Source organism: Arthrobacter rhamnosi (assembly GCF_054510975.1).
The window spans coordinates 515839-537577 of the sequence record NZ_JBTNDN010000002.1; the positions used below are offsets into that span (position 1 = coordinate 515839).

At 70.6% G+C, this 21739-nt stretch carries 19 protein-coding genes and 1 riboswitch; of the genes, 7 read left to right on the forward strand and 12 right to left on the reverse strand.

The features are described 5' to 3' along the window. Window positions 1-34: 34 nt before the first annotated feature. Window positions 35-2113: a phosphate acetyltransferase gene (gene pta / locus ACX80J_RS06780; RefSeq protein WP_459344279.1), complete on the reverse strand. Its 2079-nt coding sequence runs from the start codon at window positions 2111-2113 to the stop codon at window positions 35-37. Between the two features lie 149 nt (window positions 2114-2262). After that, a complete protein-coding gene (locus ACX80J_RS06785; RefSeq protein ID WP_459347236.1) occupies window positions 2263-3522 on the reverse strand; it encodes an MFS transporter in 1260 nt (419 codons plus the stop codon). A gap of 27 nt (window positions 3523-3549) precedes the next feature. Continuing rightward, window positions 3550-3657, reverse strand: a riboswitch (TPP riboswitch). Window positions 3658-3726: 69 nt separating this feature from the next. Here ACX80J_RS06785 and ACX80J_RS06790 point away from each other — a divergent pair. Further along, window positions 3727-4059 (forward strand): ArsR/SmtB family transcription factor, encoded by a 333-nt coding sequence (locus tag ACX80J_RS06790; RefSeq protein ID WP_459344281.1) that lies wholly within the window; start codon window positions 3727-3729, stop codon window positions 4057-4059. A gap of 12 nt (window positions 4060-4071) precedes the next feature. Beyond that, entirely contained in the window at window positions 4072-4569 is a 498-nt protein-coding gene (locus ACX80J_RS06795; RefSeq protein ID WP_459347237.1) for an SRPBCC family protein, read from the forward strand. Between the two features lie 110 nt (window positions 4570-4679). Here the strand turns inward: ACX80J_RS06795 and ACX80J_RS06800 are convergent, their stop codons facing one another. Together ACX80J_RS06800 and ACX80J_RS06805 are read right to left on the reverse strand one after the other, a co-directional pair. Beyond that, window positions 4680-5819 carry a fatty acid desaturase family protein gene (locus ACX80J_RS06800; RefSeq protein ID WP_459344283.1) on the reverse strand — a complete coding sequence of 380 codons (1140 nt, stop codon included), beginning with the start codon at window positions 5817-5819 and terminating at the stop codon, window positions 4680-4682. A gap of 20 nt (window positions 5820-5839) precedes the next feature. Beyond that, on the reverse strand, window positions 5840-6949 hold the full coding sequence (locus ACX80J_RS06805; RefSeq protein ID WP_459313210.1) for a ferredoxin reductase: 1110 nt from the start codon (window positions 6947-6949) through the stop codon (window positions 5840-5842). Window positions 6950-7047: 98 nt separating this feature from the next. On the opposite strand from ACX80J_RS06805, the gene ACX80J_RS06810 reads away from it, so the two are divergent. Further along, a complete protein-coding gene (locus tag ACX80J_RS06810) occupies window positions 7048-8247 on the forward strand; it encodes a PucR family transcriptional regulator (protein WP_459347238.1) in 1200 nt (399 codons plus the stop codon). On the opposite strand, the gene ACX80J_RS06815 is transcribed toward ACX80J_RS06810, so the two are convergent. Continuing rightward, window positions 8244-9107 (reverse strand): DNA-3-methyladenine glycosylase family protein, encoded by an 864-nt coding sequence (locus tag ACX80J_RS06815; protein WP_459347239.1) that lies wholly within the window; start codon window positions 9105-9107, stop codon window positions 8244-8246. The two genes, ACX80J_RS06810 and ACX80J_RS06815, sit on opposite strands and share 4 nt — an antisense overlap. A 372-nt stretch (window positions 9108-9479) precedes the next feature. Here ACX80J_RS06815 and ACX80J_RS06820 point away from each other — a divergent pair, with 372 nt between their 5' ends. From ACX80J_RS06820 to ACX80J_RS06830, 3 genes are all read left to right on the forward strand, one after another. After that, the gene (locus ACX80J_RS06820) at window positions 9480-9785 is read left to right on the forward strand and encodes a DUF4193 domain-containing protein (protein ID WP_087072246.1); all 306 of its coding nucleotides are present in this window, start codon (window positions 9480-9482) and stop codon (window positions 9783-9785) included. 149 nt (window positions 9786-9934) lie between these two features. Next, window positions 9935-10576 (forward strand): alpha/beta hydrolase, encoded by a 642-nt coding sequence (locus ACX80J_RS06825; RefSeq protein WP_459344287.1) that lies wholly within the window; start codon window positions 9935-9937, stop codon window positions 10574-10576. 28 nt (window positions 10577-10604) lie between these two features. Further along, a complete protein-coding gene (locus ACX80J_RS06830) occupies window positions 10605-11531 on the forward strand; it encodes an AEC family transporter (RefSeq protein ID WP_459344288.1) in 927 nt (308 codons plus the stop codon). 84 nt (window positions 11532-11615) lie between these two features. Here the strand turns inward: ACX80J_RS06830 and ACX80J_RS06835 are convergent, their stop codons facing one another. After that, the gene (locus ACX80J_RS06835) at window positions 11616-12812 is read right to left on the reverse strand and encodes a low temperature requirement protein A (RefSeq protein WP_459344289.1); all 1197 of its coding nucleotides are present in this window, start codon (window positions 12810-12812) and stop codon (window positions 11616-11618) included. A 141-nt stretch (window positions 12813-12953) separates the two neighbouring features. On the opposite strand from ACX80J_RS06835, the gene ACX80J_RS06840 reads away from it, so the two are divergent. Further along, window positions 12954-13766, forward strand: a complete 813-nt coding sequence (locus ACX80J_RS06840) for a YsnF/AvaK domain-containing protein (RefSeq protein WP_459344290.1) — start codon at window positions 12954-12956, stop codon at window positions 13764-13766. A 97-nt stretch (window positions 13767-13863) separates the two neighbouring features. On the opposite strand, the gene ACX80J_RS06845 is transcribed toward ACX80J_RS06840, so the two are convergent. The 6 genes from ACX80J_RS06845 to ACX80J_RS06870 form a co-directional block, all read right to left on the reverse strand. Then, window positions 13864-14262 (reverse strand): VOC family protein, encoded by a 399-nt coding sequence (locus ACX80J_RS06845; protein WP_459344291.1) that lies wholly within the window; start codon window positions 14260-14262, stop codon window positions 13864-13866. Window positions 14263-14389: 127 nt separating this feature from the next. After that, complete coding sequence (locus tag ACX80J_RS06850) at window positions 14390-14575, reverse strand: hypothetical protein (RefSeq protein ID WP_459344292.1); 186 nt, start codon at window positions 14573-14575, stop codon at window positions 14390-14392. A gap of 2 nt (window positions 14576-14577) precedes the next feature. After that, a complete protein-coding gene (atzF, locus tag ACX80J_RS06855) occupies window positions 14578-16428 on the reverse strand; it encodes an allophanate hydrolase (RefSeq protein ID WP_459347240.1) in 1851 nt (616 codons plus the stop codon). Further along, window positions 16425-20156: an urea carboxylase gene (uca, locus tag ACX80J_RS06860; protein ID WP_459347241.1), complete on the reverse strand. Its 3732-nt coding sequence runs from the start codon at window positions 20154-20156 to the stop codon at window positions 16425-16427. The genes atzF and uca overlap by 4 nt, the downstream gene beginning before the upstream one ends. Beyond that, window positions 20153-20818, reverse strand: coding sequence for an urea amidolyase associated protein UAAP2 (locus ACX80J_RS06865; protein ID WP_459344295.1), 666 nt, complete (start codon window positions 20816-20818; stop codon window positions 20153-20155). The genes uca and ACX80J_RS06865 overlap by 4 nt, the downstream gene beginning before the upstream one ends. Next, the gene (locus ACX80J_RS06870) at window positions 20815-21690 is read right to left on the reverse strand and encodes an urea amidolyase associated protein UAAP1 (RefSeq protein ID WP_459344296.1); all 876 of its coding nucleotides are present in this window, start codon (window positions 21688-21690) and stop codon (window positions 20815-20817) included. Before ACX80J_RS06870 ends, ACX80J_RS06865 begins: the two co-directional genes overlap by 4 nt. Between the last annotated feature and the right edge of the window lie 49 nt (window positions 21691-21739).

Below are 21739 nucleotides of genomic sequence, written 5' to 3' on the forward strand. Positions count from 1 at the left end.
GGCGGAAGAGGGGCGAGCGGGGCGGACGGGGGAGCTAGGCCGGCTGCTGCTGGGCCTGGACCGCGGTGATGGCGACGGTGTTGACGATGTCCTCCACAGTGCAGCCGCGGGAGAGGTCGTTGACCGGCTTGCGGAGGCCCTGCAGGACCGGTCCGACGGCGACGGCGCCCGCGGACTGCTGCACCGCCTTGTAGGTGTTGTTGCCGGTGTTGAGGTCCGGGAAGATGAACACCGTCGCCTGGCCGGCCACCGATGAGCCAGGGAGTTTCGACGCGGCGACCGACGCGTCCACGGCGGCGTCGTACTGGATGGGGCCCTCGACCGCGAGGTCGGGTCGCTTCTGCCGGACGAGTTCGGTGGCGCGCCGCACTTCGTCCACGGCTCCGCCGCTGCCGGATTCACCCGTGGAGTAGGAGAGCATCGCGACACGGGGCTCCACGCCGAACTGGGCTGCCGTCTCCGCAGAGGCCACTGCGATGTCGGCGAGCTGCTCCTCATTGGGGTCGGGATTCACCGCGCAGTCCCCGTAGACGAGGACGCGGTCCTGCAGGAGCATGAGGAACACCGAGGAGACGATCTTCACGCCGTCCTTGGTCTTCACGAATTCGAGCGCAGGGCGGATGGTGTTCGCCGTCGTATGGGCGGCACCGGACACCATGCCGTCCAGCTTGCCGAGCTGCACCATCATCGTCCCGAAATATGCCCCTTCCAGCATGCGTTCGCGGGCCTGGTCGAGAGACACGTTCTTGTGGGCCCGGACCCGCGCATACTCCGCGGCGAATTCATCCCGCAGCTCGGAGGTCGCGGGGTCGACCAGGGTGATGCCGGTCAGGTCCACGCCCTGGCCCGCCGCCAGCTCCCGCACCCGGGCCTCGGGTCCGAGAATCGTGAGGTCGCAGACATCGCGGCGGTGCAGGATCTCGGCGGCCTTCAGGACACGGATGTCCTCGCCCTCGGGCAGCACGATGTGCCGCCGCTCGGACCGCGCGCGCTGGATCAGCTCGTGCAGGAAGCGCAGGGGGGTCATGCTGACGGGCCGGGGGAGTTCGAGCCGCTCCAGCAGTTCGCTCTCGTCCACCTGCCGCGACCAGGCGCCGAGGGCTGCCGCGGCCTTGCGGCGCAGTCCGCTCGCGATCTCGCCCCGCACCTCGCTCACGCGCCGGGCGGCGGTATAGGTGTCGTCGTCGAGCGCGAAGACGGGGAACGGCGCCTGCGCGAGGAGGGCGAGGATGTTGGGGTCCGGTGCCAGACCGCCGGTCAGGAAGAGGGCCGACGGCACCGGGAATTCGGGGGAGAACGACGACGCCAGGGTCGCCACGAGGACGTCCGCCCGGTCGCCCGGCACGATCACCAGGGCGCCGTCCCTGAGCAGGTGCAGGAAGTTGCCGACGTTCATGGCGGCCACGCGCACGCTGGTGACGTCGCGCTCGAGGTTGGAGTTGCCGGCGATCTGGCGCGCGCCCAGTTCCGTGGCCACCTCGGAGACGGTGGGCTGGGAGATCTCGGCCAGTTCGGGGATCACGTAGACGGGGCGGCCGGAACGGCCGGGCCGTACATGCTCGCTGATGGCGGCGACGGCGTCATCGGCGGCCCGGTTGACCATGATCGCGAGGAGGGACACCTTGGCGGCGTCGAGTTCGCGGCGTGCCACGTCGACGGTGTCCGCCGCCTCGTCGACCGACATGTCCTTGGCGCTGATGACGGCGAGCACCATGGCGCCGAGGTTGTTGGCGAGGCGCGCGTTGAGGTCGAACTCGACGGCCGCGTCGTTCCCGGAGAGGTCCGTCCCCTCGACGATGACGACGTCGCACTCCGCGGCGATCTCGCTGTAGATCGCGACGCAACGGGCGTCGATCTCGGCGCGGTCGCCGGTGACCAGCAGGGCTCGGGCCTCGGCGCGGGTCAGGCCCCCGCGCGCACGGCTGTCCGGGAGGTCGAACGCGCGCTGCATGAGGCGCACCATCGGATCCGCATCGGGATCGTCACCCTCCACGATGGGCCGGAAGAATCCCACGCGGTCGGCGTGCCGGTACAGCATGTCCGCAAGCCCCAGGGAGATCAGGGACTTGCCGGAGCCGTTGGTCATGGCGCTCACATATATTCCGCGGGTCATGGGCCCAGTCTTGCAGGGTCGCCGGACCCCCGCCATAACGGGTGTCACGCCGTCGGGGCGGGTTCCGCGCCGTCGGAAAGGCAGGGATAACCGGTCCAGGGCGTACGGGGACGCCTGTTCTGCCGTCTCGGTAGGCGGCCTCCGCGCCCTCAGCCGAGGGGTGCGCGCGTGTCCGTCTCCGGGCCCCATAGTCCGCCCGCTGCCACCAGCAAGCCTGCGAGGACCAGCAGGGCGGCGATCGGGGCGCAGGTGCCGAAAGCAGCCTGGAGCGGAGGCAGATAGTAGGGGTAGAGCGCAGGCACCACGATGGACAGGCTGTACCCGAGGCCGTAGCCGCTGGAGCGGACGCCGCCGGCGAAACGTTCCGAGAGGTACGCGCCGACGGGCCCGTACACCGATACGGTCACCACCTGCAGGGCGGCGCAGAGCACGACGACGGCTACCGGACCCTCCACGGCGAAGATGGACAGGAAGCACACCGGGGCCAGAACGGCGGCCAGCACTCCGAAACCGACGAAGAAGCGCCGTCGTCCGAGAAAGGTGGACAGGTGTCCGCAGAGCGCCATGGCGACGGCGGAGACCGCGGTGGCGCAGAGCAGGGCGAAGGTGACGCCACGTCCGTCGAAGGTGCCGGCCCTGGTCAGTTCGGCCGTAAGGGTCGGGATCGCCATATAGGTCAGCAGCCAGAGTCCGGTCATCAGGGTGAAGGTCTGCAGGAACACCCGACGGTCGGGACCGACGAGGACATCCCGCAGGGGGAGCGGCACGGCGACCCGGGCGACCGGAGCGTCCGCCACCTGGCGCCGGTAGTACCCGAGCATGACGAGCGCCAGGATGCCGCCGACGACGAAGGGCACGCGCCAGCCCCAGGCCGCGTAGGACCCAGGACCGAGGACGGCCAACAGCACGAGGACCAGGGCCGCGATGGTCGCATTGGCCACGGGGGACATCGCCATGATCAGTCCGCTGGCAAGCCCTCGCCGTCGGGGTGCGGACCACTCCATGGCCAGCGGGACGGCAGAGGTGTACTCGCCGCCGAGGAAGACGCCCCCGAGGAACCGCAGTGCCAGGATGAGCGCCACCGTTCCCCAGCCCAGGACCTCGTGACCGGGGACGGCGGCGATCAGCAGGGTGGTGGCGGCGATACCGGCCAGGGCCACCTTCGTGACGGCGGTGCGTCCCACCCGGTCGGCGATGGGGCCGAAGACCGCAGCGCCGAGGGGGCGGCCGATGAGCGTCGCGGTGAAGACGAGCCCGGCGGCCGCGATGACATTCTCCGCACCCAGCAGGGTGCTCGCCGCGGGGGCGAGGGCGATGACCGGAAGGAAGATGTCGAACTGGTCGACGAAGTTCCCGAGGATCCCGCCCCGGACGGCGTGGCGCGCCCGCCGTTCGTCAGTGGTTCGCATCGTGGCCGGGGATGCCATGGAGGGATGGGGCATTGCATTCTCGCTTCCTTCGCCGGCATGATCCGGGGCAGGTTCGGCGGTCGAAGCTGCAGCAGCTTCCTCTCAGCCCTTGCCGGGGCTCCCGCGGGAATAGGTGGCTCCATCCTGCCATGCCGCGGTAAGAGCCCTTGACCTTCGTGCTCACCGGGCATAACGTACAACCACATGGTTGTAAATCAGATGAGTGAGGACGAGGTGGACCGCCTGTTCCAGGCGCTCGCCGACGCGACACGGCGGGATATCGTGGCGCGCGTCCTGGTCGCCGAGTATTCGGTATCCGGCCTGGCCGAGCAGTACGACATGAGTTTCGCAGCGGTACAGAAGCACGTCGCCGTGCTCGAGCGAGCCTTTCTCGTCACCAAGGAGAAACGCGGACGGGAGCAGATCGTGCGGGGACAGGTCGACGGCGTGCACAGGGCCCGCCGCCTGCTGGACGACTACGAAAGGATCTGGCGACAGCGGGTCGAACGGATCGAAGAGATTCTGGATGAGGACTAGGAAGGCATCATCATGACGGTCATCAGTACGGAGAAGGACACCGAGGCACTCAACTTCCGGCTGGTCGCGGAGTTCGACGCGGGGGTGGAACGCGTCTGGCGGATCTGGGAGGATCCGCGGCAGCTCGAGCGGTGGTGGGGACCGCCGACGTGGCCCGCGACCTTCGACTCCCTGGAGTTCGTCCCGGGCGGGCGCGCGGCCTACTACATGACCGGTCCCGACGGCGAGAAGGCGCGGGGCTGGTGGCGCATCACCGGCGTCGAGGCACCGCACCGCCTGACGTTCGACGACGGGTTCGCCGACGAGGACGGCGAGCCGGTGGCGGACATGGGCGAGACCCACGCCGAAGTCACCCTCGAGGACCTCGGCGGGCGGACGCGCATGACGATGACGACCTCGTTCGAGTCCCTCGAACAGCTCGACCAGATGGTCGCGATGGGCATGGAGGAGGGCCTCAGGCTCGCCCTCGGGCAGGTCGATGCGCTCCTCGCGGAGGACGCCTCCGTCTGATCCGGCCGGGCTGCCCGGTGCCTCCGGTAAGGCACCGGGAGAACAGGAAGGACCGCCGAAAAACGCTTTCGGCGGTCCTTCCTGTCGGCTCGGCGGAGTGCCAGGCGCCCTTACGCGGTCCGAGGCTTGCGGTTGGGCAGTGCGAGCTTGAAGATCTTTCCCCAGGTGGAGGCGACCTGCTTGGGCAGGGGGCCGGTGGTGTAGGGCAGGTTGTAGCGCGAGCAGATGTCGCGGACCTTCACGGCGACCTCGGCGTACCGGTTGGACGGCAGGTCGGGGAAGCAGTGGTGCTCGATCTGGTGCGACAGGTTGCCGGTCATCAGGTGCATGAACTTCGAGCCGGAGATGTTGGCGGAGCCGATCATCTGCCGGACGTACCAGTCGCCGCGGGTCTCCCCCTCGACCTCCTCCTCCGTGAACGTGTCCGTGCCCTCGGGGAAGTGGCCGCAGAAGATGACGGCGTGTGCCCAGAAGTTGCGGATGGCGTTGGCCGCGAGCGTCCCGTAGAGGGCCTGCTTGCCGGAACCCGTCAGCATGGCGACGGCCGGGGTGGCGGCGTAGTCCTTGGAGAACTGCGTGAGGACCTTCTTGCCGACGGCCTTGAGGTCGCGGTTCATGTCCTCCTTGGACTTCAGGCCTTCCTTGTACTCGGGGATCTCGAGGTCGTACAGGGCGATGCCCCACTCGAAGACCGGCGCCAGGATGGCGTTGTACAGGGGGTTGCCGAGGTTGAAGGGGCGCCACGGCTGGTCGGGGTCCATGCGGAGCAGGTTGTATCCGACGTCCCTGTCCTTGCCGATGACGTTGGTCCAGCGGTGGTGCAGGTCGTTGTGCGTGTGCTGCCAGGAGCGGGCAGGGGTCACGAAGTCCCACTCCCACGTGGTCGAGTGGATGTCCGGATCGCGCATCCAGTCCCACTGGCCATGGAGCACGTTGTGGCCGATCTCCATGTTCTCGAGGATCTTGGCGACGCTCAGCATGGCCGTGCCGGCGACCCAGGCGGCCTTGTACTTGCTGAAGAGGAGGGTACCGCGGCCTGCGAACTCGAGACTGCGCTGGACCTTGATGACGCGGCGGATGTATGCGGCGTCGGTCGCCCCCCGCTTGGCGAGGATCTCGTCACGCACGGCGTCGAGCTCGCGGCCGAGTTCCTCGACCTGCTCGTCCGTCAGGTGCTTGGCGGCGTCGGGGCGGACCAGGGGGTGGCCCGACGCCGCAAGGGCGCCCGGGCGGGTCAGCGTGGTGGTCATGGGGACTCCTCCGTTGGGGGTTAAAGGTCGAGGTTCACGGGCCCGGCGGCCGCCGAGACGCAGGTCTGGATGAGCTGGCCGGGTTCGTTGTGCAGTTCACCCGTCCGGAGGTCCCGGACCTGCCCGGCACGCAGCGGGATGAGGCAGCTGTGGCAGATGCCCATGCGGCAACCGCTCGGCATGAGGATGCCGGCATCCTCGCCGATGTCCAGCAGCGGGGTGTCGCCGTCGGCCTGTACCTCGCGGTCGGACTGCTCGAAGGTGACGAGGCCGCCGTCGTGCCCGGCGCCGGCGGTGAGGTCGGTGGTGAACCGCTCGATGGTGAGGGTGCCCGTGCTGGCCTGCGCCTCGGCTCCGGCCGTGATGCTCGGGGCGGTGCGGGCGGTCTCGAGGGCTGCCTCGCGGTTCCAGAGTTCCTCGGCCGAGTTGAGGAAGCCCTCTGGGCCGCAGGCGTAGGCGGCGCGGGACCGCCAGTCCGGGCAGAGGTCCGCGATGGTCTTGGCCGTGAACTCCAGCCTGCCACGGGCGCTCGTGAACCAGTGGCGGACCGTGAGGTTGGGGAACTGGTCGGCGAGCTCGTCCAGTTCCTCGCGGAACAGGCTCTTCTCCGGCGTGCTGTTCGAGTTGATGAGCACCACGTCGGCGTCCGGGCGTCGGGGGACCAGCGTGCGGATCATGGACATGACCGGAGTGATGCCGCTGCCCGCCGTGAGCATGAGCAGGGACCGCGGGTGCTCGGGAAGGACGAAGTCGCCCTGCGGCGGCGCGAGGAACAGGACGTCCCCGGGCTTGGTGTCCCGGACCAGGACGTGCGACACCGCGCCGGCGTCCTTGACCGTGATGGCTGGATCGTGCCCGGCGGCGTTGCTCAGCGAATAGGAGCGCCAGTGGCGGACGCCGTCCAGTTCGACGCCGATGCGCGCCCACTGCCCGGCCTGGTGGCCGTGCCAGCCGTGGCCGGGGCGGAAGTAGATCGTGGCGGAGTCCTCGGTTTCGCGCACCACGCGGGTGACGACGCCCCGGAGCTGGCGGGAGGAGTACACCGGATTGAACAGGGCGAGGAAGTCTTCCGGCGTGAGCGGGGTGATGAGCGCGGAGGCTACACGCGCCAGCTTCGTGAACCGGATCATTGCACCAACGATATAGCCTCTCCCGCTAAAATTCTTCACTCTTCGCATACAGTTGACGGAGTTGCATTGTCGTGGAGAGATAGATCGGGGCCGTCCGGATGAGTTCTGACGAGGTTGTGGGAACTCCTCCCGAGCCGCCCTGGCTCGCCCTCCCGCCCCAGGTGAGCGACCGCCTCCGGCCGCTCACGGGCGATCTGGTCGAGGCCATCATCCAGACCGTCCCCCAGCTGGTGCCGGCATATGCGCGTCCGATCGAAGGGGGCTTCGGCCACGCACTGCGCCTCGGGGTCGCCGTCGCCCTGGAGCGGTTCCTCGAGTTGCCGGGCACGAGCCTGCCCGCACTGTCCGACCAGAGCCGCCAGCTGGTGGCCGGCCTGGGCCGCGGCGAATTCCGCCAGGGACGCAGCATGGATTCGCTGCTCGGGGCCTATCGGATGGGTGCGCGCGTGACCTTCCGGGAGATGTCGCGCCGCTCGATGGAGGAGGGCCTGGGCTCCGCGGTGGTGGTGGACCTCGGGGAATCGATCATGGCCTACATCGACGAACTCTCCGCGGTCAGCGCCGAGGCCTACGCCTTCGAGCAGTCCGAACGGGCCGGGGCCGTCGACCGCCGTCGTGCGGAACTGCTGGAACTGCTGCTCCTCGGGCAGGCGGACGAGACGTCGCTGCGGCAGGCGGCGTCGCTCGCCGACTGGGCCGTGCCGGCCCAACTCGCCGTCGTGACGCTGCCGCTCGAGCGCGCGCAGGGACTGCGCCAGAGGCTTGCACCGGGTGGGATCGTCATCGAGCGTGAGACGGACGCCGTCGCCCTGGTCCCCGAGCGGGGGGTGGCGTCCCGCGCGGACCTGCAGCGGGTCCTGACCGGCAGGAGTGCGTCCATCGGACCGGCCGGCGGGCTCGAGCAGGTCGCCGATTCGTTGCGGCTGGCGGTCCTGGCGGCGTCCATGTTGCCGCCGCGCGAGGGCGAGGACGACCCTCCCGTCTGGGCCGACGAGCACCTGACCGAGGTGGTCCTGGCCGCGGAGCCGTCCGCCGTGGGGGAGCTCGCCCAGCGGAGGCTCGCACCGCTGGCCGGGCTGCCGGCCGGTCAGCGCGAGAAACTCGAGGAGACCCTGCTCGCCTGGCTGCGGCACTGGGGCCAGCGCGCCCCGATCGCGGACGAGCTCGGCATCCACCCGCAGACGGTGGGGTACCGGGTGCTCCAGCTGCGCGAGCTGTTCGGTGAGGACCTCAGGAACCCGAAGGTGCGTTTCGAGCTGGAGATCGCGCTGCGCAGCGGCCGGACAATTCCCGCCTAGGCCCCGCGGTAGGTCGCCGCCGTCCAGAGGTGGAAGAGGGCGTAGGCGCGGTAGGGGCGCCAGGCCCGGGACAACCGGTCCGCGTCCCGGATGCTCGGGTTGCCCATCGCGCGCCGGGCCACGAGGTCGCCGGGCGTAAAGGCGTCCGGGTCCCGCAGGACGCGCACTGCGAGGTAGTCGGCGGACCAAGGGCCGATACCCGGGATGGCGAGCAGTTCCTTCCGCAGCTGCACGTGGTCGCCTCCGGGGTCGAGGGACAGGCCGTCGACGACGGCGCGCGCGACGTTCTGCACGGTTGCGGCGCGTGCGCGGGTCACGCCGACGGCGGCGCGCAGTTCCTCCTGCGGAGCGTCGGCGATGGTGCCCGGCGCAGGGAAGACCGTGAGGCCGGAGGGCGACGCCGTGCCGTACGCGGCCGCGAGCCTGCCACCGAAGGTGCCGCCCGCGGCCACGGACACCTGCTGCCCGAGCACGGTCATGATCGCCGCCTCGAAGGCGTCCGGGTACCCGACGGCCCGGAGCCCGGGGCGACGGCGTACCAAGGGTCCGAGGACGGGATCTCCCCCGAACGCACGCGCGACGGCGTCGACGTCCGTGTCGAGGTCCAGCCAGCCGCGGGTCGTGTGTACGAGCTGGGCGAATTCGTCGTCGTCGTCCGTGTCTGCGGTGAGTCCGACGCCGTCGGGCCGTATGGTGACGGTGATCCGGCGCGATCCGCCCGGCGTCGCCAGCAGGCGCGAATGCGAGTGCCCGGTCCGGTCCGCCACCTCGCAGCCCGGGATGGCGTGGTTCGCGAGGATCGCCGCCATCGGGCCGGCGTCCAGCAGGCCGTTGGCGCGAAGGACCGCGGTGCGGCTCATGGGCGGACGGCGTCCGCCGCGGGCAGGACGCCGGTCGCCGTCGTGCCGCGGCGGCCGATAACGGGTGCCATGGAAGCTCCTCGGACGTCCGGACAGGTCGGACCAACCCTACGACGGCACCGTCCACGAACCGGGATTCGATGGTCAGGGGCAGGGGCGGCGTCGGGCGACGACCGGTCCACGCCATCGGACGAATGGGCGCCTACCATGCCGACGCCCCGCGTCACAAAGAGCGGGGCGCTCCGGAAGGATGCAGAAAAACATCCGTCGGACCGGGTATATTGCTCCCGGTATATGGAATACTTCCGCCTCTGCCGAGGTTGAGAGTGGCATCTGGGCGTAATACCCGCCCACAGAAGGAGATCTACCCCCATGGCAACCGACTACGACGAGCCACGCGTTCGCCCGGAAGACCAGCCGGCCAACGAGTCCCTCGAGGCAATTCAGGCACAGCGCAGCGCGACCACGCAGACTGCGCTGATCGACGTGGAGGACGGCGAAACCGCCGAAGGCATCGACCTTCCCGGGGCCGACCTCTCGCACGAGGAGCTGCTGATCCAGGTGATCCCGCAGCAGGAGGACGAGTTCACGTGCATGTCCTGCTTCCTGGTGCACCACCGCAGCCAGCTCGCGCGCGAGAAGAACGGTGACAAGTTCTGCACCGAGTGCGAGGGCTGACAGGCCCTCAGCACGACGACGCCCCTGGCCCCGCCGGGGGCGTCCTCGTTTAACCGGCGCGTGCCGGTTCTCCTGCACGCGTAGGCCAGGGCTTCTCCCCGTCCACAGTCCTGCAGCCCTGGCCGACGGCGCCACAGTACGGTGGTGACATGGAGTCCTCGCATGTCATCGTCCTGCCCGGAGGCGGCTACACCATGCTGTCCGACAACGAGGGCGAGGTCGTGGCCGCAAGGCTGCGCTCCTTGGGCCTGTCGGCCGGCGTCTTCTCCTACCCGGTGCAGACCCGGCATCCCGCGCCGCTCGACGCCGTACGCGCCGAGATCCGCCGCGTCCGGGCCGCCGGTGTCGAACGGCTGGCGGTCCTCGGTTTCTCGGCCGGAGGCCACCTCGCAGGGCACGCGGCACTTGCTCCGGGTGCCTCCGATGACGAGCGCGTCGACGCGGCCGTCCTCTGCTATCCCGTAGTGTCCATGGAACTCGCGACGCATCGCGGCTCACAGGACGAGCTGCTCGGGCCCGACGCCGGAGCGGAGATCCGCGCGGAAACCTCTTTGGACCGCCTCGTCTCGGCTGATGCTCCTCCGTTCTTCGTCTGGCACACCGCCGCGGACGAGGCTGTCCCCGTGGAACACGCGTACCTCCTCGGGCAGGCCCTCGCCGCGCAGGCGGTCCCCCACGCCCTGCATGTCTTCGCCGAGGGGGAGCACGGCCTCGGCCTGGCCGAGGGGAGCGGCGCCGCGGAACAGTGGAGCAGCCTGGCCGCCGAGTGGCTCCTGGCGCGGGGCTGGTGACCCGGCTCCTGCCCGCCGGCGCGGCCCGGTGATCGCCCAGACCCTCGTGGCGCTCGGCCCGGTGATCGGCCTGATCGCCCTCGGGTATGCACTCCGTGCCCGGAGCTTCCTGGTTCCGGCCTTCTGGCCGCCGGCCGAGCGGCTCTGCTACTTCATCCTCCTGCCGGCGCTGTTCATCCACGGCACGTCGACGGCGGACCTCGGGGGCCTGCCGATCGCGCTGATGGCACCGATCCTCGCCGGACCGGTCATCCTGACAGCTGCCGGGCTGGTGATCGCCCAGCGCTGGCTCGACCTCGACGGACCGGCCTTCACCTCCGTCCTGCAGGGCAGCATCCGTTTCAACAACTACCTCGGGCTGTCGATCGCCCTGGCCCTGTTCGGGTCCGACGGCGTCGCACTCGCCGCCATCGCGAACACGATCCTCGTCCCGCTCGTGAACGTTCTCTGCACGCTCGCCTTCGCGCGCTACGGGGCGGAGAGGCTGACGGCGGGTGGCACCATCCGGACCATCGTCACCAACCCGCTGATTCTCGGCTGCGTGGTCGGGATCCTCCTGAATGTCACGGGTGCGGGATTGCCGCCGGGCATCTCCGACTTCGTGCGGACGCTCGGCAGTGCGTCGCTGCCGCTCGGCCTCCTGTGCGTGGGAGCGGCACTGGACCTGCGGAGCATGGGCTCCAACCTGGGGGCCGTGCTGATCGCCACCGGAGTCAAGTTCGCGGTGATGCCCGCCCTGGGGATCGCCGGCTGCGTGCTGTTCGGCCTCACCGGCGAACCCGCCGGGACCGTGATCCTCTTCCTGTCCCTGCCCACGGCGTCCTCCGCCTATGTCATGGCCCGGGCGCTCGGCGGCGACTCGAGGCTGATGGCCTCCACGATCACCCTGCAGACCGTGGCCGGGGTCCTCTACCTGCCGGTGGTGCTCCTCGTCATCCAGGTGCTCACCGGCTGACGGGCCGAGTGCCCACGGCCTGGACCACCGACGCGATGGGCTCCGCCTCCTCGCTCCGGCACGACTCCTCGATCCCGCCGTGGGTCACCGCCGGGCGCGGACCCTGTCCCGGGTCTCGGCATACAGGGAGCTCTCCGCCGCGACGAGGACTCCCGTCACTCCGGCGGCGAGGGCCAGCGCCCCGAGGGGTGCAAGCTGCGCGGCGGCCGGCAGAAGCAGGAGCAGCGCACCAGCACCGCCGAGCCGCCATTTCTTCCAGCCGCCTCCCACCCGTCGCCAGAAAGCGGCGCCGCCCAGCAGATAGAGGGCGGTGCCGCCGAAGAGCGCGAATGCGCCGAGGATGCCAAGGCCCTCCGTCTCGTCGACGTGTGCCAGGACGTCCTCGATGCCGAGCGCGGACAGCACGATGCCCGCCACGAGCGGCAGGTGCAGGTAGGTGTAGGCATCGACGGCGGCGGAGGCACGATCCCTGCCGCGTAGCGTCGCGAAGCGATGCTCGGCAGCGATGGCCGTGACATCGAAGTAGAGCCACCACAGGCAGATGGAGAGGGCGATGCCGCACATGGCCCCGAGGAGGATCGGGATGCTCACAGGTTCCTGGGATGCGCCCACCCCGATGGCCACGATCGACTCGCCGAGGGCCAGGATGACCACGAGCCCGTAGCGCTCGGTCCAGTGCGCCGCCGAATGGACCCGCCAATTCCCGCTCGCGGACGTGAGGTAGGTGAGTGTGACGTCGACGGTCAGCCCTGCGAGCCAGAACCAGGTCTGGGAGGCGCCGCCGATCAGCGCGCCCATCACGATGAGTACCGACCCCGACACCATGGCGACCGACGTCGTGAGGACCTGGCGCTGGAGCGGCTTGTCCTCCATTGCCGCGTAGGCATACAGCACCAGGTGCAGTACGCGCACGACGACGTAGGCGAGCGCCAGGACGAGGGGGCCGCTGAGGCCGCCCGCGAGGTCCTCGAACGACTCCGGGATGGCGAGGGAGGCGATGAACATGGCGATCATGACGGTGGACAGCCCGAGGCGCATGATGCCTTCGTCCACGTGCGTCTGGTTGGCGAGCCACGAATAGCACACCCAGGACCACCACAGCATGCCGAGGATGATCATGCCCTGAAGGATGCCGGGGAAGGAGTGCGCGTGCGCCATGAAACCGGTGACCTGGGTGAAAGCGAACACGAAGACCAGGTCGAAGAAGAGCTCGAAGGTGGTGACGCGGTGTGATTCGTCGGAGACGCGCACGGCGCGGATGGGCCTCGGCAGGAGTGGCATGGGGACAGGATAGGGCCGTCACGGCCGATCACCGAAGGGCCAGGAGGGCGCGCCCGCCGACCCCCGAGTAGTAAGCATGCTTGCTATCCGGTCGGGTGGGACCTACGGTGAAGGGAAGTCAACCTCCTCGAAAGGGCAACCATGATCTCGCTCGACCAGATGAAGGACTCGATGAACGCCGGCGCCAACGTGCTGAGCGAGGACGGAGCCGTCCTGGGCCCCATGGGCCAGCTCTATGTCGACGACGCCACCGGGGAGCCCAGCTGGGTCACGGTGGCCACGCACAAGGTCGGGAACCCGGAATCCTTCGCTCCCCTGAACGGCGCCACCCTCGAGGGTCGCGACGTCCGCCTGCCCTACACCCACGCCAAGGTCTACGACTCCCCGAAGATGTCCCAGGACGGGCACCTCAGCCCCGAGGAGGAGCAGCACCTGCTCCGCTACTACGGCCTCATGGCAGCGAAGGACGACGACGTCGCGACCGACGGGCGCGTCTCGGACGCGGCCCCGGTCCGCACGCAGTCGTCGCGTCCCGAGGGCGACTACGCGATGACGCGCTCCGAGGAGCAGCTGCGCGTGAGCACGGAGATCCGGGAGACGGAGCGCGTGCGCCTCGTCAAGCGCGTGGTCACCGAGGACGTCACCATGACGGTGCAGATCCGGCGCGAGGAGCTCGTGGTCGAACGAGTGCCCGTCAAGGACGGCACGCCGTTCTACGACGACGGCAAGGGATCGTACACGGACGCCGAGCGGGAGCGGCTGTACTCGGCGGTGGAGACCGCCTTCAACGGCGACACCGTCGAGGTGGTCCTCTACGAGGAGAAGCCGCGCGTCGAGATGGACGTCGTCCCCATCGAGCGTGTCCGGGTGAGCCGCGAGGTGCACACCCAGGACGAGGTCGTGGGCGGACAGGTGCGCAAGGAAGTCATCGAGACGGAGCGCGTCGAGCTGTAGTCCGGCGCCGGCCTGCTGGAGTCCGGACCGACCAGATGACGGAAGATACCGCGACGGCGACCCCGGAGCGGTATCTCCCGTCGTCCGGCGCGGAGTTCTAGTACTCCCGCGACGACAGCACGCAGAACTCATTCCCGTCGGGGTCCGCGAGGACCTCCCAACTGACATCCGGACCCTGTCCGATGTCGATGCGCTTCGCGCCGAGGGAGATGAGCCGCTCGATCTCAGCGTCGCGGTCCTGGCTCGTGTGCGGAGCGAAGTCGAGGTGCAGGCGGTTCTTGCCCTGCTTCTCGTGCTCCACGGGCACGAAGACGAGGCCCGGCGGTACCTGCTCGAACCTGAGCGTCGGACCGAGGTCGCGCGCCCATGGCGGCACGGCCACGGCCTCGTCGTCGGTCTCGAACATGATGTCCCAGCCGAGCGCATCGGCCCACCAGTGTGCCAGGGCCCGGTGGTCCGTGGACTCGATGACGGTTGAATACCAGCGCAGTGTCATGCCCTGATTGTGCCCCGAGGGGGCCTCCCGCGCTCGCTGTCCCGGACAGGAAGTGTCCGCAGAGGGAACGACGGCACGAGGGCAGCCGTCGGCGCCACCCCGCGATCGGTTCGCCGACCCCGCTCGGTCAGGTCTCCTCCCGGGGAGTGGTCCTGCCCGGTATCGGGCAGACCACGTCACCGGGCAGGAGCCAGGAATAATGCCAGTCCCCTGCGTCGTCGTTCCCCGCGGGCCGTACACCCCACCACCGGGTCCGCCACCCGGTTCCGGTCGTCCCGTCGTCGATGCCGTGCGTGCCCGCCGAAGACGCCACGGCTACTGGCGCCCGACGTCGGCGTAGCTGCCGCGCCCGAGCGCGGTCACGAGGAAGTCCCGGACGGCGCCATGGGACCGCTGTTTCGTGGCTTCCGTTCCGGAATCCTCCGGTCCGGGCGGGGCCGTCGCCGCGAGCCAGTCGCCGTAGTCCGTGATGTCCCTGCCCGTAGCGGCGGCGATCGCATCGCAGGCGAACCCGACGGCGGTCGTGCCGTCGTTCAGGACGACGGATCCGAGCAGCATGGGCTCGGGCAGCGCCGCCAGGAAGCGTCCGAGTGCCGCCTCGGAGAGGATCCATCGCTCGGCCACGAGTTCCGCGCCGTCGTCCGAGCGGTACACGCCCGGTTTCGGCGGCTGGGTGTCCAGTGCCACCATGCGGTAGCGGGCGGCCGTGCGGACCGGACCGTCCCAGAACCCGCCGAGTTCCTCGAGGTCCCGCGCGAGGACCTGGCCGCGGCGGTGCGCGCCCACGACGACGAGCGGGACGCCGGCCGCTCCGGCTGCCAGCGGCCAGGGCTCCGCGGTGTCCATCGGGCCGACCGCTCCGGGGGCGAACAGCGCGGGAGGAGCCGGTGTCCGTTCGGTCCGGCGGGCGATGTCCGCGACGACGGCGTCGTCGAAGGTGCGCCCGACGACCGTCACGCCGAACTGGGCTTCCTCTACCTCGCCCACCGGCACGGCGACCGCGCACATGTCGAAGAGGTTGCAGAAGTTCGTGTACGTCCCCATGCGGGAGTTGACCCCGATCGGATCCGCTGCCACCTCGGCGAGGAGGGGATGCAGGGGAGCCGTGGGCACCAGGAGGGCGTCGAAGCCCTCGAGCTGCGCGAGCGCGGCCCGCTTGAGGTCGGCCAGCCGGCCGGTGTCCGCCACGTACTCGTGGGCAGCCAGGGTGCCGGCGCAGCGGATGATGCCGGCGACGGTGGGATCGAGGCCTGCGGGATTGCCGTCCGCAGTGGCGCTGTCGACGAAGGCTCCGACGGCGGCATGGCGCTCCGCCACGAGGGCCCCGTCGTAGAGCAGCCGGGCGGCCTGCAGGAATTTATCGATCGGAAGGGGCTGGACGTCGACGCCGGCCGCCTCGAGCCGGGCGACCTGGCGGCCGAATTCCACAGCCCAGGCCGGGGACAGCTCGGGCAGCTCGGCCGGGTAGGCGACGCGGGGCCGGCTCGGGGCCGCGAGGCGTACCGCGGACGGCCACGGGCGCGCCCCACCGGCCATGACACCCATTGCGCGCTCGGCCGTGGCGAGGTCCCGCGCGAGGATCGTCACGGCATCCCAGGAGCGGCAGGCGGGCACCACGCCGTCCGTGGAGACGACGTGCAGCGTGGGCTTGATGCCCACGATGCCCTGGAGCCCGGCGGGGACTCGCCCGGATCCGGCCGTGTCGGTGCCGATCGCGATGTCCGCGAGGCCCAGTGCGACGGCGACAGCCGAGCCGGAACTCGATCCGCCGGAGATGTACTCCGGGCGGCGGGCATCGCGCACCGCCCCGTACGGGCTGCGGGTTCCCACGAGTCCGGTGGCGAACTGGTCCAGGTTGGTCGCACCCAGTACCACGGCGCCCGCGGCCCGCAGCCGGCGCACTGCTTCCGCGTCCTCCTCCGGGAGGTAGGAGAAGCCCGGGCACCCGGCGGTGGTGGGGATTCCGGCCACGTCCACGTTGTTCTTCACGGCGAGGACGAGTCCCGCCAGGGGAAGCTCCTCGCCGCCGCTCACCCGGGCGTCGACGTCGGCGGCCTCGGCGAGGAGGTCCTCCGCCGTGCGGACCGTCACCCAGATCTCGGGCCGGTCCACGGCGTCGAGGGCCGCGAGTGCGGTGCGTACGCGGTCGGTTGCCTGGGTGCTCATGCAGCTACCTCTTCCGTTGCGCTTGCTTCGGGTTCCGGGGTGGACGACGGATGGGGCTCGAGCTCCGGCGATGCGCCGAGGACCACCAGTGCCTCGCCGGCCACGACCTGGGACCCGGCGACCGGCAGGACCTGCAGCACCAGTCCGTCGCAGGGTGCGGTGAGGACGGTCTCCATCTTCATGGCCTCGAGCGAGACGAGGGGCTGTCCCTTCAGGACGGTCTCGCCCTGTGCCACATCCACTTTCCAGACGCTGGCGGCGAACGGCGCGGAGACCAGGGACGCGCCGTCGGGCACCACCAGGTCCTCCGTGTCCGGAACGGTGGCGGCTGCGGCATCGGCGCGGTCGAACTCGCCGGCGTCGGCCCATGCCTGGCGTTCGACGGCGAAGGCGGCGGACTGCTGCACGCGGAACTCCGCGATGGATGCGCTGTTCTCCTCGAGGAAGCGTTCGTGCTCGGCGAGGGAGAAGGTCCCCTCCTCGATCTCGACGCCGCGCCCGCGGCCTGCCGCCATGTCGGCGCGCAGGTCGAGCAGTTCCTCCGGGCTGACGGGGTACCAGGAGATGCGGTCGAAGAACCGCAGCAACCACGGGGATCCCGGCTCGAACGGTGCCGAGTCGGCGTAGCGCGACCAGACCTGGGTGGTGCGGCCCACGAACTGGTAGCCGCCGGGTCCCTCCATGCCGTAGATGCACATGTACGCGCCGCCGATACCGACGGCGTTCTCCGGCGTCCACGTCCTGGCCGGGTTGTACTTGGTGGTGACGAGGCGGTGCCGGGGATCGAGGGGCGTCGCGACGGGCGCGCCGAGGTACACATCGCCCAGGCCGAGGACGAGGTACTCGGCGTCGAAGACGGTGTCGAAGACGTCATTCACCGAGTCCAGTCCGTTGATACGCCGGATGAATTCGATGTTCCACGGGCACCAGGGGGCGTCATCGCGCACTCCGGCCATGTACCGCTCGATCGCCTCGCGGGTCGCGGGGTCGTCCCAGGACAGGGGCAGGCGCACCGAGCGGCTGGGCACCACGAGTTCCGAACTGGCCGGCAGGGCGCTCTCGATGTCCTGCACCACCTCCAGCAGGCGGCGGCTGGACAGGACGGAGGGGTCCACCTTGATCTGCAGGCTGCGGATCCCCGGCGTCAGGTCGACGACGCCGGCAAGCCGCATCTGCTCGATGGCCTGGTGCAGGGCGTGGACCCGCGCCCGGAGGCCGAGGTCGAGGACCATGTCGCCGTACTCGACGAGGAGGTTGTCGTCGCCGGACCGCCGGTATGTCACGGCGGGCCTGCCCGGTTCCTCCGCCACACGTGCCAGCACGCCGTCGTCGCCGTATCCGCCGCGGACCAGGTGCTGGTGCAGGGACGAGGTGCCCGCGCCGGACGGGAGTTCGGGGGCGTCGGGCAGGATCAGCTGCCGCCCGGGACCGAGGTCCCGCAGCGAGGGCGCCTGGACGGTGCGGACCGGCACGAAGCGCACGGTGTCGCCCGGGCGGAGCTGCCCGAGCTTCCAGCGGTCGGCCGCCACGACGGTCACGGGGCAGACGAACCCGCCGAGGCTGGGTCCGTCCGGTCCGAGGAGGATGGGCGTGTCCCCGGTGAAGTCCAGTGCGCCCACGGAGTAGGCGGTGTCGTGGATGTTGGAGGGGTGCAGGCCCGCTTCGCCGCCGTCGTTCCGCGCCCAGCGGGGCTTGGGCCCGATGAGCCGGACGCCGGTGCGGGCGGAGTTGAAGTGCACCTCGTAGTCGGTGGCGAGGAGATCGTCGATGTCTTCCCTCTGGAAGAACTCGGGCGCTCCGTGCGGGCCCTCGACCACCGTGAGCTCCCACCGGGACGTCAGGGCGGGCCGGGCGTCGAGCGCCACCGGGGACGATCCCGTGGGCGAGTCCGTGGGCACGGTCCTCAGGACGTCACCGGTGCGGAGGACACGCCCGGCGTGCCCGCCGAACTGGCCCAGGGTGAACGTGGAGGCGCTGCCGAGGTACAGCGGGATGTCGAGGCCCCCCGCGAAGAGGATGTAGCCGCGCAGGCCGGCGCCGTCCGCGCTCCCGACGTCGAGTGTTCCGCCCGCGGGAACCGTGACCGGCTCCCAGGCCGCGACCTCGGCGCCGTCCACCGTCACCCGGACCTCTGCACCGGTCACGCACAGGGTCGTGGCGTGCGAGAAGGTCAGGCTGGGCCCGGTCATGGTGAACTCGAGGCCCGGAGCGCCCTCCGGGTTCCCGAGGGCCTGGTTGCCCAGCCGGAAGGAGAGGTCGTCCATCGGGCCGCTCGGCGGGACGCCCACCTGCCACAGGCCCGTGCGGCCCGGCCAGTCCTGCACACTCGTCTGCAGGCCGGGCCGCTCCACCGTGATGCGTGGTTCGGGATCACCGACCGTATCGAGGGTGCTGGTCGAGTGTCCGGCCGCGCGGACGACGTCGAGCGTGCTGACGGCGCGCAGCATGCCGAGGTTGGTCTCGATGCCGTCGATCCGCGTGCCGGTCAGCGCGCCGGCCAGCCGGTCGAAGGCCTCGCCGCGGCTGGTGCCGGAGGCGATGATCTTCGCCAGTAGGGGATCGTAGTTGGTGGAGACCTCGCTGCCGGTCTCGGCCCAGGTGTCCACCCGGATGGAGTCCGCCTCCGGGTAGGCGGCGTTGGTGATCGTGCCCGCGCTGGGCTGGAAGCCGCGGGCGGGGTCTTCGGCGTAGACCCGTGCCTCGACGGCGTGGCCCGCGACCGGGACGCTGTCGGGGACACCGGCGAGGACGGCCGCGGCGTCGGGCCCGCCCTGCGCGAGGCGGAGCATCCACTCGACCAGGTCGACGCCGGTCACGGACTCCGTGACCGGGTGCTCGACCTGCAGGCGCGCGTTCACCTCCAGGAATGAGGCCTCCTGGCGGACGGAGTCGTAGACGAACTCCACGGTCCCGGCGGAGCGGTAGCCCAGCGATGCGCACAGCGCGCGCGAGCTGCGGTGCAGTTCCTCGCGGAGGGCGTCCGGCAGGTCCGGCGCGGGCGCTTCTTCAAGGACCTTCTGGTGCCGGCGCTGCAGCGAGCAGTCGCGGTCGCCCAGGCTGACCACCCGGCCTTCGCCGTCGCCGAAGACCTGGACCTCCACGTGGCGGGCGTTCTCCACGTACCGCTCCGCGAAGACGCCGGCGGTGCCGAAGCTCGCTCCGGCGAGGCGGGCCACGCGGGGGAAGCTCTCCGCGAGTTCCTCCTCGCTGCGGCAGACGGTCATCCCGATGCCGCCTCCGCCGCCGGTTGCCTTCAGCATGAGCGGGTACCCGATGGCCGCCCCGGCTGCCAGGGCGTCGTCGACGCCGTCCAGCAGTCCGGAGCCCGCGATCATGGGGACGCCGGCGGCCTGCGCGGCGTCGCGGGCGGTGTGCTTGGTGCCGAAGGTGCGGAGCTGGTCGGGCGTGGGACCCACGAACACGAGCCCGGCTGCCTCGACTGCCTCCGCGAAGTCGGCGTCCTCGGACAGGAAGCCGTAGCCGGGGTGGATGGCGCCGGCACCGGTGGACGCCGCGGCTGCCAGCAGGGCCTCGACGCGGAGGTAGGACTCCTTGGCGGGTGCCGGGCCGAGGAGCACGGCCTCGTCGGCGAGCCGGACGTGGCGGGCGCCGCGGTCCGCCTCGGAGAACACGGCAACCGTGCGCAGGCCGAGCGCACGGGCCGATTCGATGATGCGGCAGGCGATCTCTCCGCGGTTGGCCACCAGCAGGGTGTCGAAGCGGTTCATGCGGCAGTCTCCGGGCGTGTGACGATTATGCGGACGGGTGTCGGATTGAAGCCGTTGCAGGGATTGTTGACCTGGGGGCAGTTCGAGACGAGCACCAGGGTGTCCACCTCGGCCCGGAGGGCGACGCGCTTGCCGGGCGCGGAGAGGCCGTCGACGATCCCCAGGGCGCCGTCGGGATCGACGGGGACGTTCATGAACCAGTTGATGTTGGAGACGAGGTCCCGCTTGCCCAGCCCCCAGCGGGAGCCCTCGATGAGGAAGTTCTCCACGCAGGCGTGCTGCTCACGCGTGTGCTGGCCGTACCGGAGGGTGTTGGATTCCTGGGAGCAGGCGCCGCCGATGGTGTCGTGCACGCCCACCTCGTCCGCGACCACCGTCATGAGGGCGAGGCTCGTGTCGGCGCGGAGCACGGAGCCGGTGGTGAGGACGATGGAGCGCTGCTGCGCGATGGTGACCGGCGCCGAGTACCGGACCGTGGTGTCACCGGCGGCGTAGAGGAGGCAGTCGACCGCCTGGTTGCCGTCGAGGTCCACGATGGTGAGGACGTCGCCCGCGGAGACGACTGCGGACCACGGTCCGCGTGCTTCGACGTACTCGTCGAGGACCACGGCTCCCGGGACGAGGGCGGCGTCGGTCGCCTGCTGCGGAAATGTAGTGCTCATCGGGTGCTCCTTGCGGCGAGGTCGTGCTCGGTGTTGTCGAGGGCCTGGAGGTGTTCGGGCGCCAGCGGCCCGATCAGGCGTCCCTCGGCCAGTGCGGCGAGGTCCTCGGGCGCCCGCCATGCGGTGATCCCGACGGTGCTGCCGGTGAAGTCGGCACGCGGGTCGAGCGGGTGTGCGGTGTTGGCCAGCACGACGACGGCGTCCAGGTGCAGCAGCAGGTCGACGTGCGCTCCGGGGCCGGCGCTGCCGGTGAAGCGGATCCCGCCGTCCGGGTCCACCTGGATGCCCTTGAAGAGGGTCAGCGACGGGGCGACATCCCGTGGGCCGAGGCCGCTCTTCAGTGCCCCGAGGGTCAGCAGTTCCCGTGCGGCGGGGGAGTCGCTGTGCGCCGTCCCGGCCCCGTAACGGGCGGTGTTCCCGGCCAGGGTGGTGGCGCCCGTCAGGGCGTCGTGGCTGCCCGAGGTGTCCTCGACGATCGTGGCCAGGACGCGGCCGGCGTCGGACAGGAGGGGGTGCCCGGTCCCGGGGTAGGCCTGCCAGGGCACCTTGACGGTGTCGGCCGCATTGAAGCGTTCGTGGAGGGCGCCGGCCCGGTACAGGAGGGTGTGCACGCAGGCATCCCCCGTGTCCGTGAGGCGGAGGCGCGTGCCGCGGGCGAGGTGCAGCGTCGTGTAGCGGCCGAAGGCCAGCGCCTCCGACCAGACCAGGCGGTCGGCGGCGCCGTCGGGCAGTACGTCCGTGAGCCGGGAGGGTGCGGTGGCCACCGGGATGTGGCGCATCGTGTCCGCCGTGCGGCGGTGCTGGTCGCGGGCGTGGGCGCGGGCTCCGGCCGTGGTGGCCGTGCCTGCCGGTGTGTCGGTGGTCTGTGTCATGTCGATCCTTGTCGATCCTGGTGGTCGGTGCGCAGTCTGCTGCGGGGTG

Bases quoted from the DNA above. Each gene is read 5' to 3' on its own strand.
- ACX80J_RS06800 (WP_459344283.1), bottom strand. From the start codon at position 5,819: ATGACCACCACGCTGACCCGCCCGGGCGCCCTTGCGGCGTCGGGCCAC.
- atzF (WP_459347240.1), bottom strand. From the start codon at position 16,428: ATGAGCACCCAGGCAACCGACCGCGTACGCACCGCACTCGCGGCCCTC.
- ACX80J_RS06805 (WP_459313210.1), bottom strand. From the start codon at position 6,949: ATGATCCGGTTCACGAAGCTGGCGCGTGTAGCCTCCGCGCTCATCACC.
- ACX80J_RS06835 (WP_459344289.1), bottom strand. From the start codon at position 12,812: ATGCCACTCCTGCCGAGGCCCATCCGCGCCGTGCGCGTCTCCGACGAA.
- pta (WP_459344279.1), bottom strand. From the start codon at position 2,113: ATGACCCGCGGAATATATGTGAGCGCCATGACCAACGGCTCCGGCAAG.
- ACX80J_RS06870 (WP_459344296.1), bottom strand. From the start codon at position 21,690: ATGACACAGACCACCGACACACCGGCAGGCACGGCCACCACGGCCGGA.
- ACX80J_RS06865 (WP_459344295.1), bottom strand. From the start codon at position 20,818: ATGAGCACTACATTTCCGCAGCAGGCGACCGACGCCGCCCTCGTCCCG.
- ACX80J_RS06845 (WP_459344291.1), bottom strand. From the start codon at position 14,262: ATGACACTGCGCTGGTATTCAACCGTCATCGAGTCCACGGACCACCGG.
- ACX80J_RS06825 (WP_459344287.1), top strand. From the start codon at position 9,935: ATGGAGTCCTCGCATGTCATCGTCCTGCCCGGAGGCGGCTACACCATG.
- ACX80J_RS06790 (WP_459344281.1), top strand. From the start codon at position 3,727: ATGGTTGTAAATCAGATGAGTGAGGACGAGGTGGACCGCCTGTTCCAG.
- uca (WP_459347241.1), bottom strand. From the start codon at position 20,156: ATGAACCGCTTCGACACCCTGCTGGTGGCCAACCGCGGAGAGATCGCC.
- ACX80J_RS06815 (WP_459347239.1), bottom strand. From the start codon at position 9,107: ATGAGCCGCACCGCGGTCCTTCGCGCCAACGGCCTGCTGGACGCCGGC.
- ACX80J_RS06840 (WP_459344290.1), top strand. From the start codon at position 12,954: ATGATCTCGCTCGACCAGATGAAGGACTCGATGAACGCCGGCGCCAAC.
- ACX80J_RS06795 (WP_459347237.1), top strand. From the start codon at position 4,072: ATGACGGTCATCAGTACGGAGAAGGACACCGAGGCACTCAACTTCCGG.
- ACX80J_RS06785 (WP_459347236.1), bottom strand. From the start codon at position 3,522: ATGCGAACCACTGACGAACGGCGGGCGCGCCACGCCGTCCGGGGCGGG.
- ACX80J_RS06810 (WP_459347238.1), top strand. From the start codon at position 7,048: ATGAGTTCTGACGAGGTTGTGGGAACTCCTCCCGAGCCGCCCTGGCTC.
- ACX80J_RS06820 (WP_087072246.1), top strand. From the start codon at position 9,480: ATGGCAACCGACTACGACGAGCCACGCGTTCGCCCGGAAGACCAGCCG.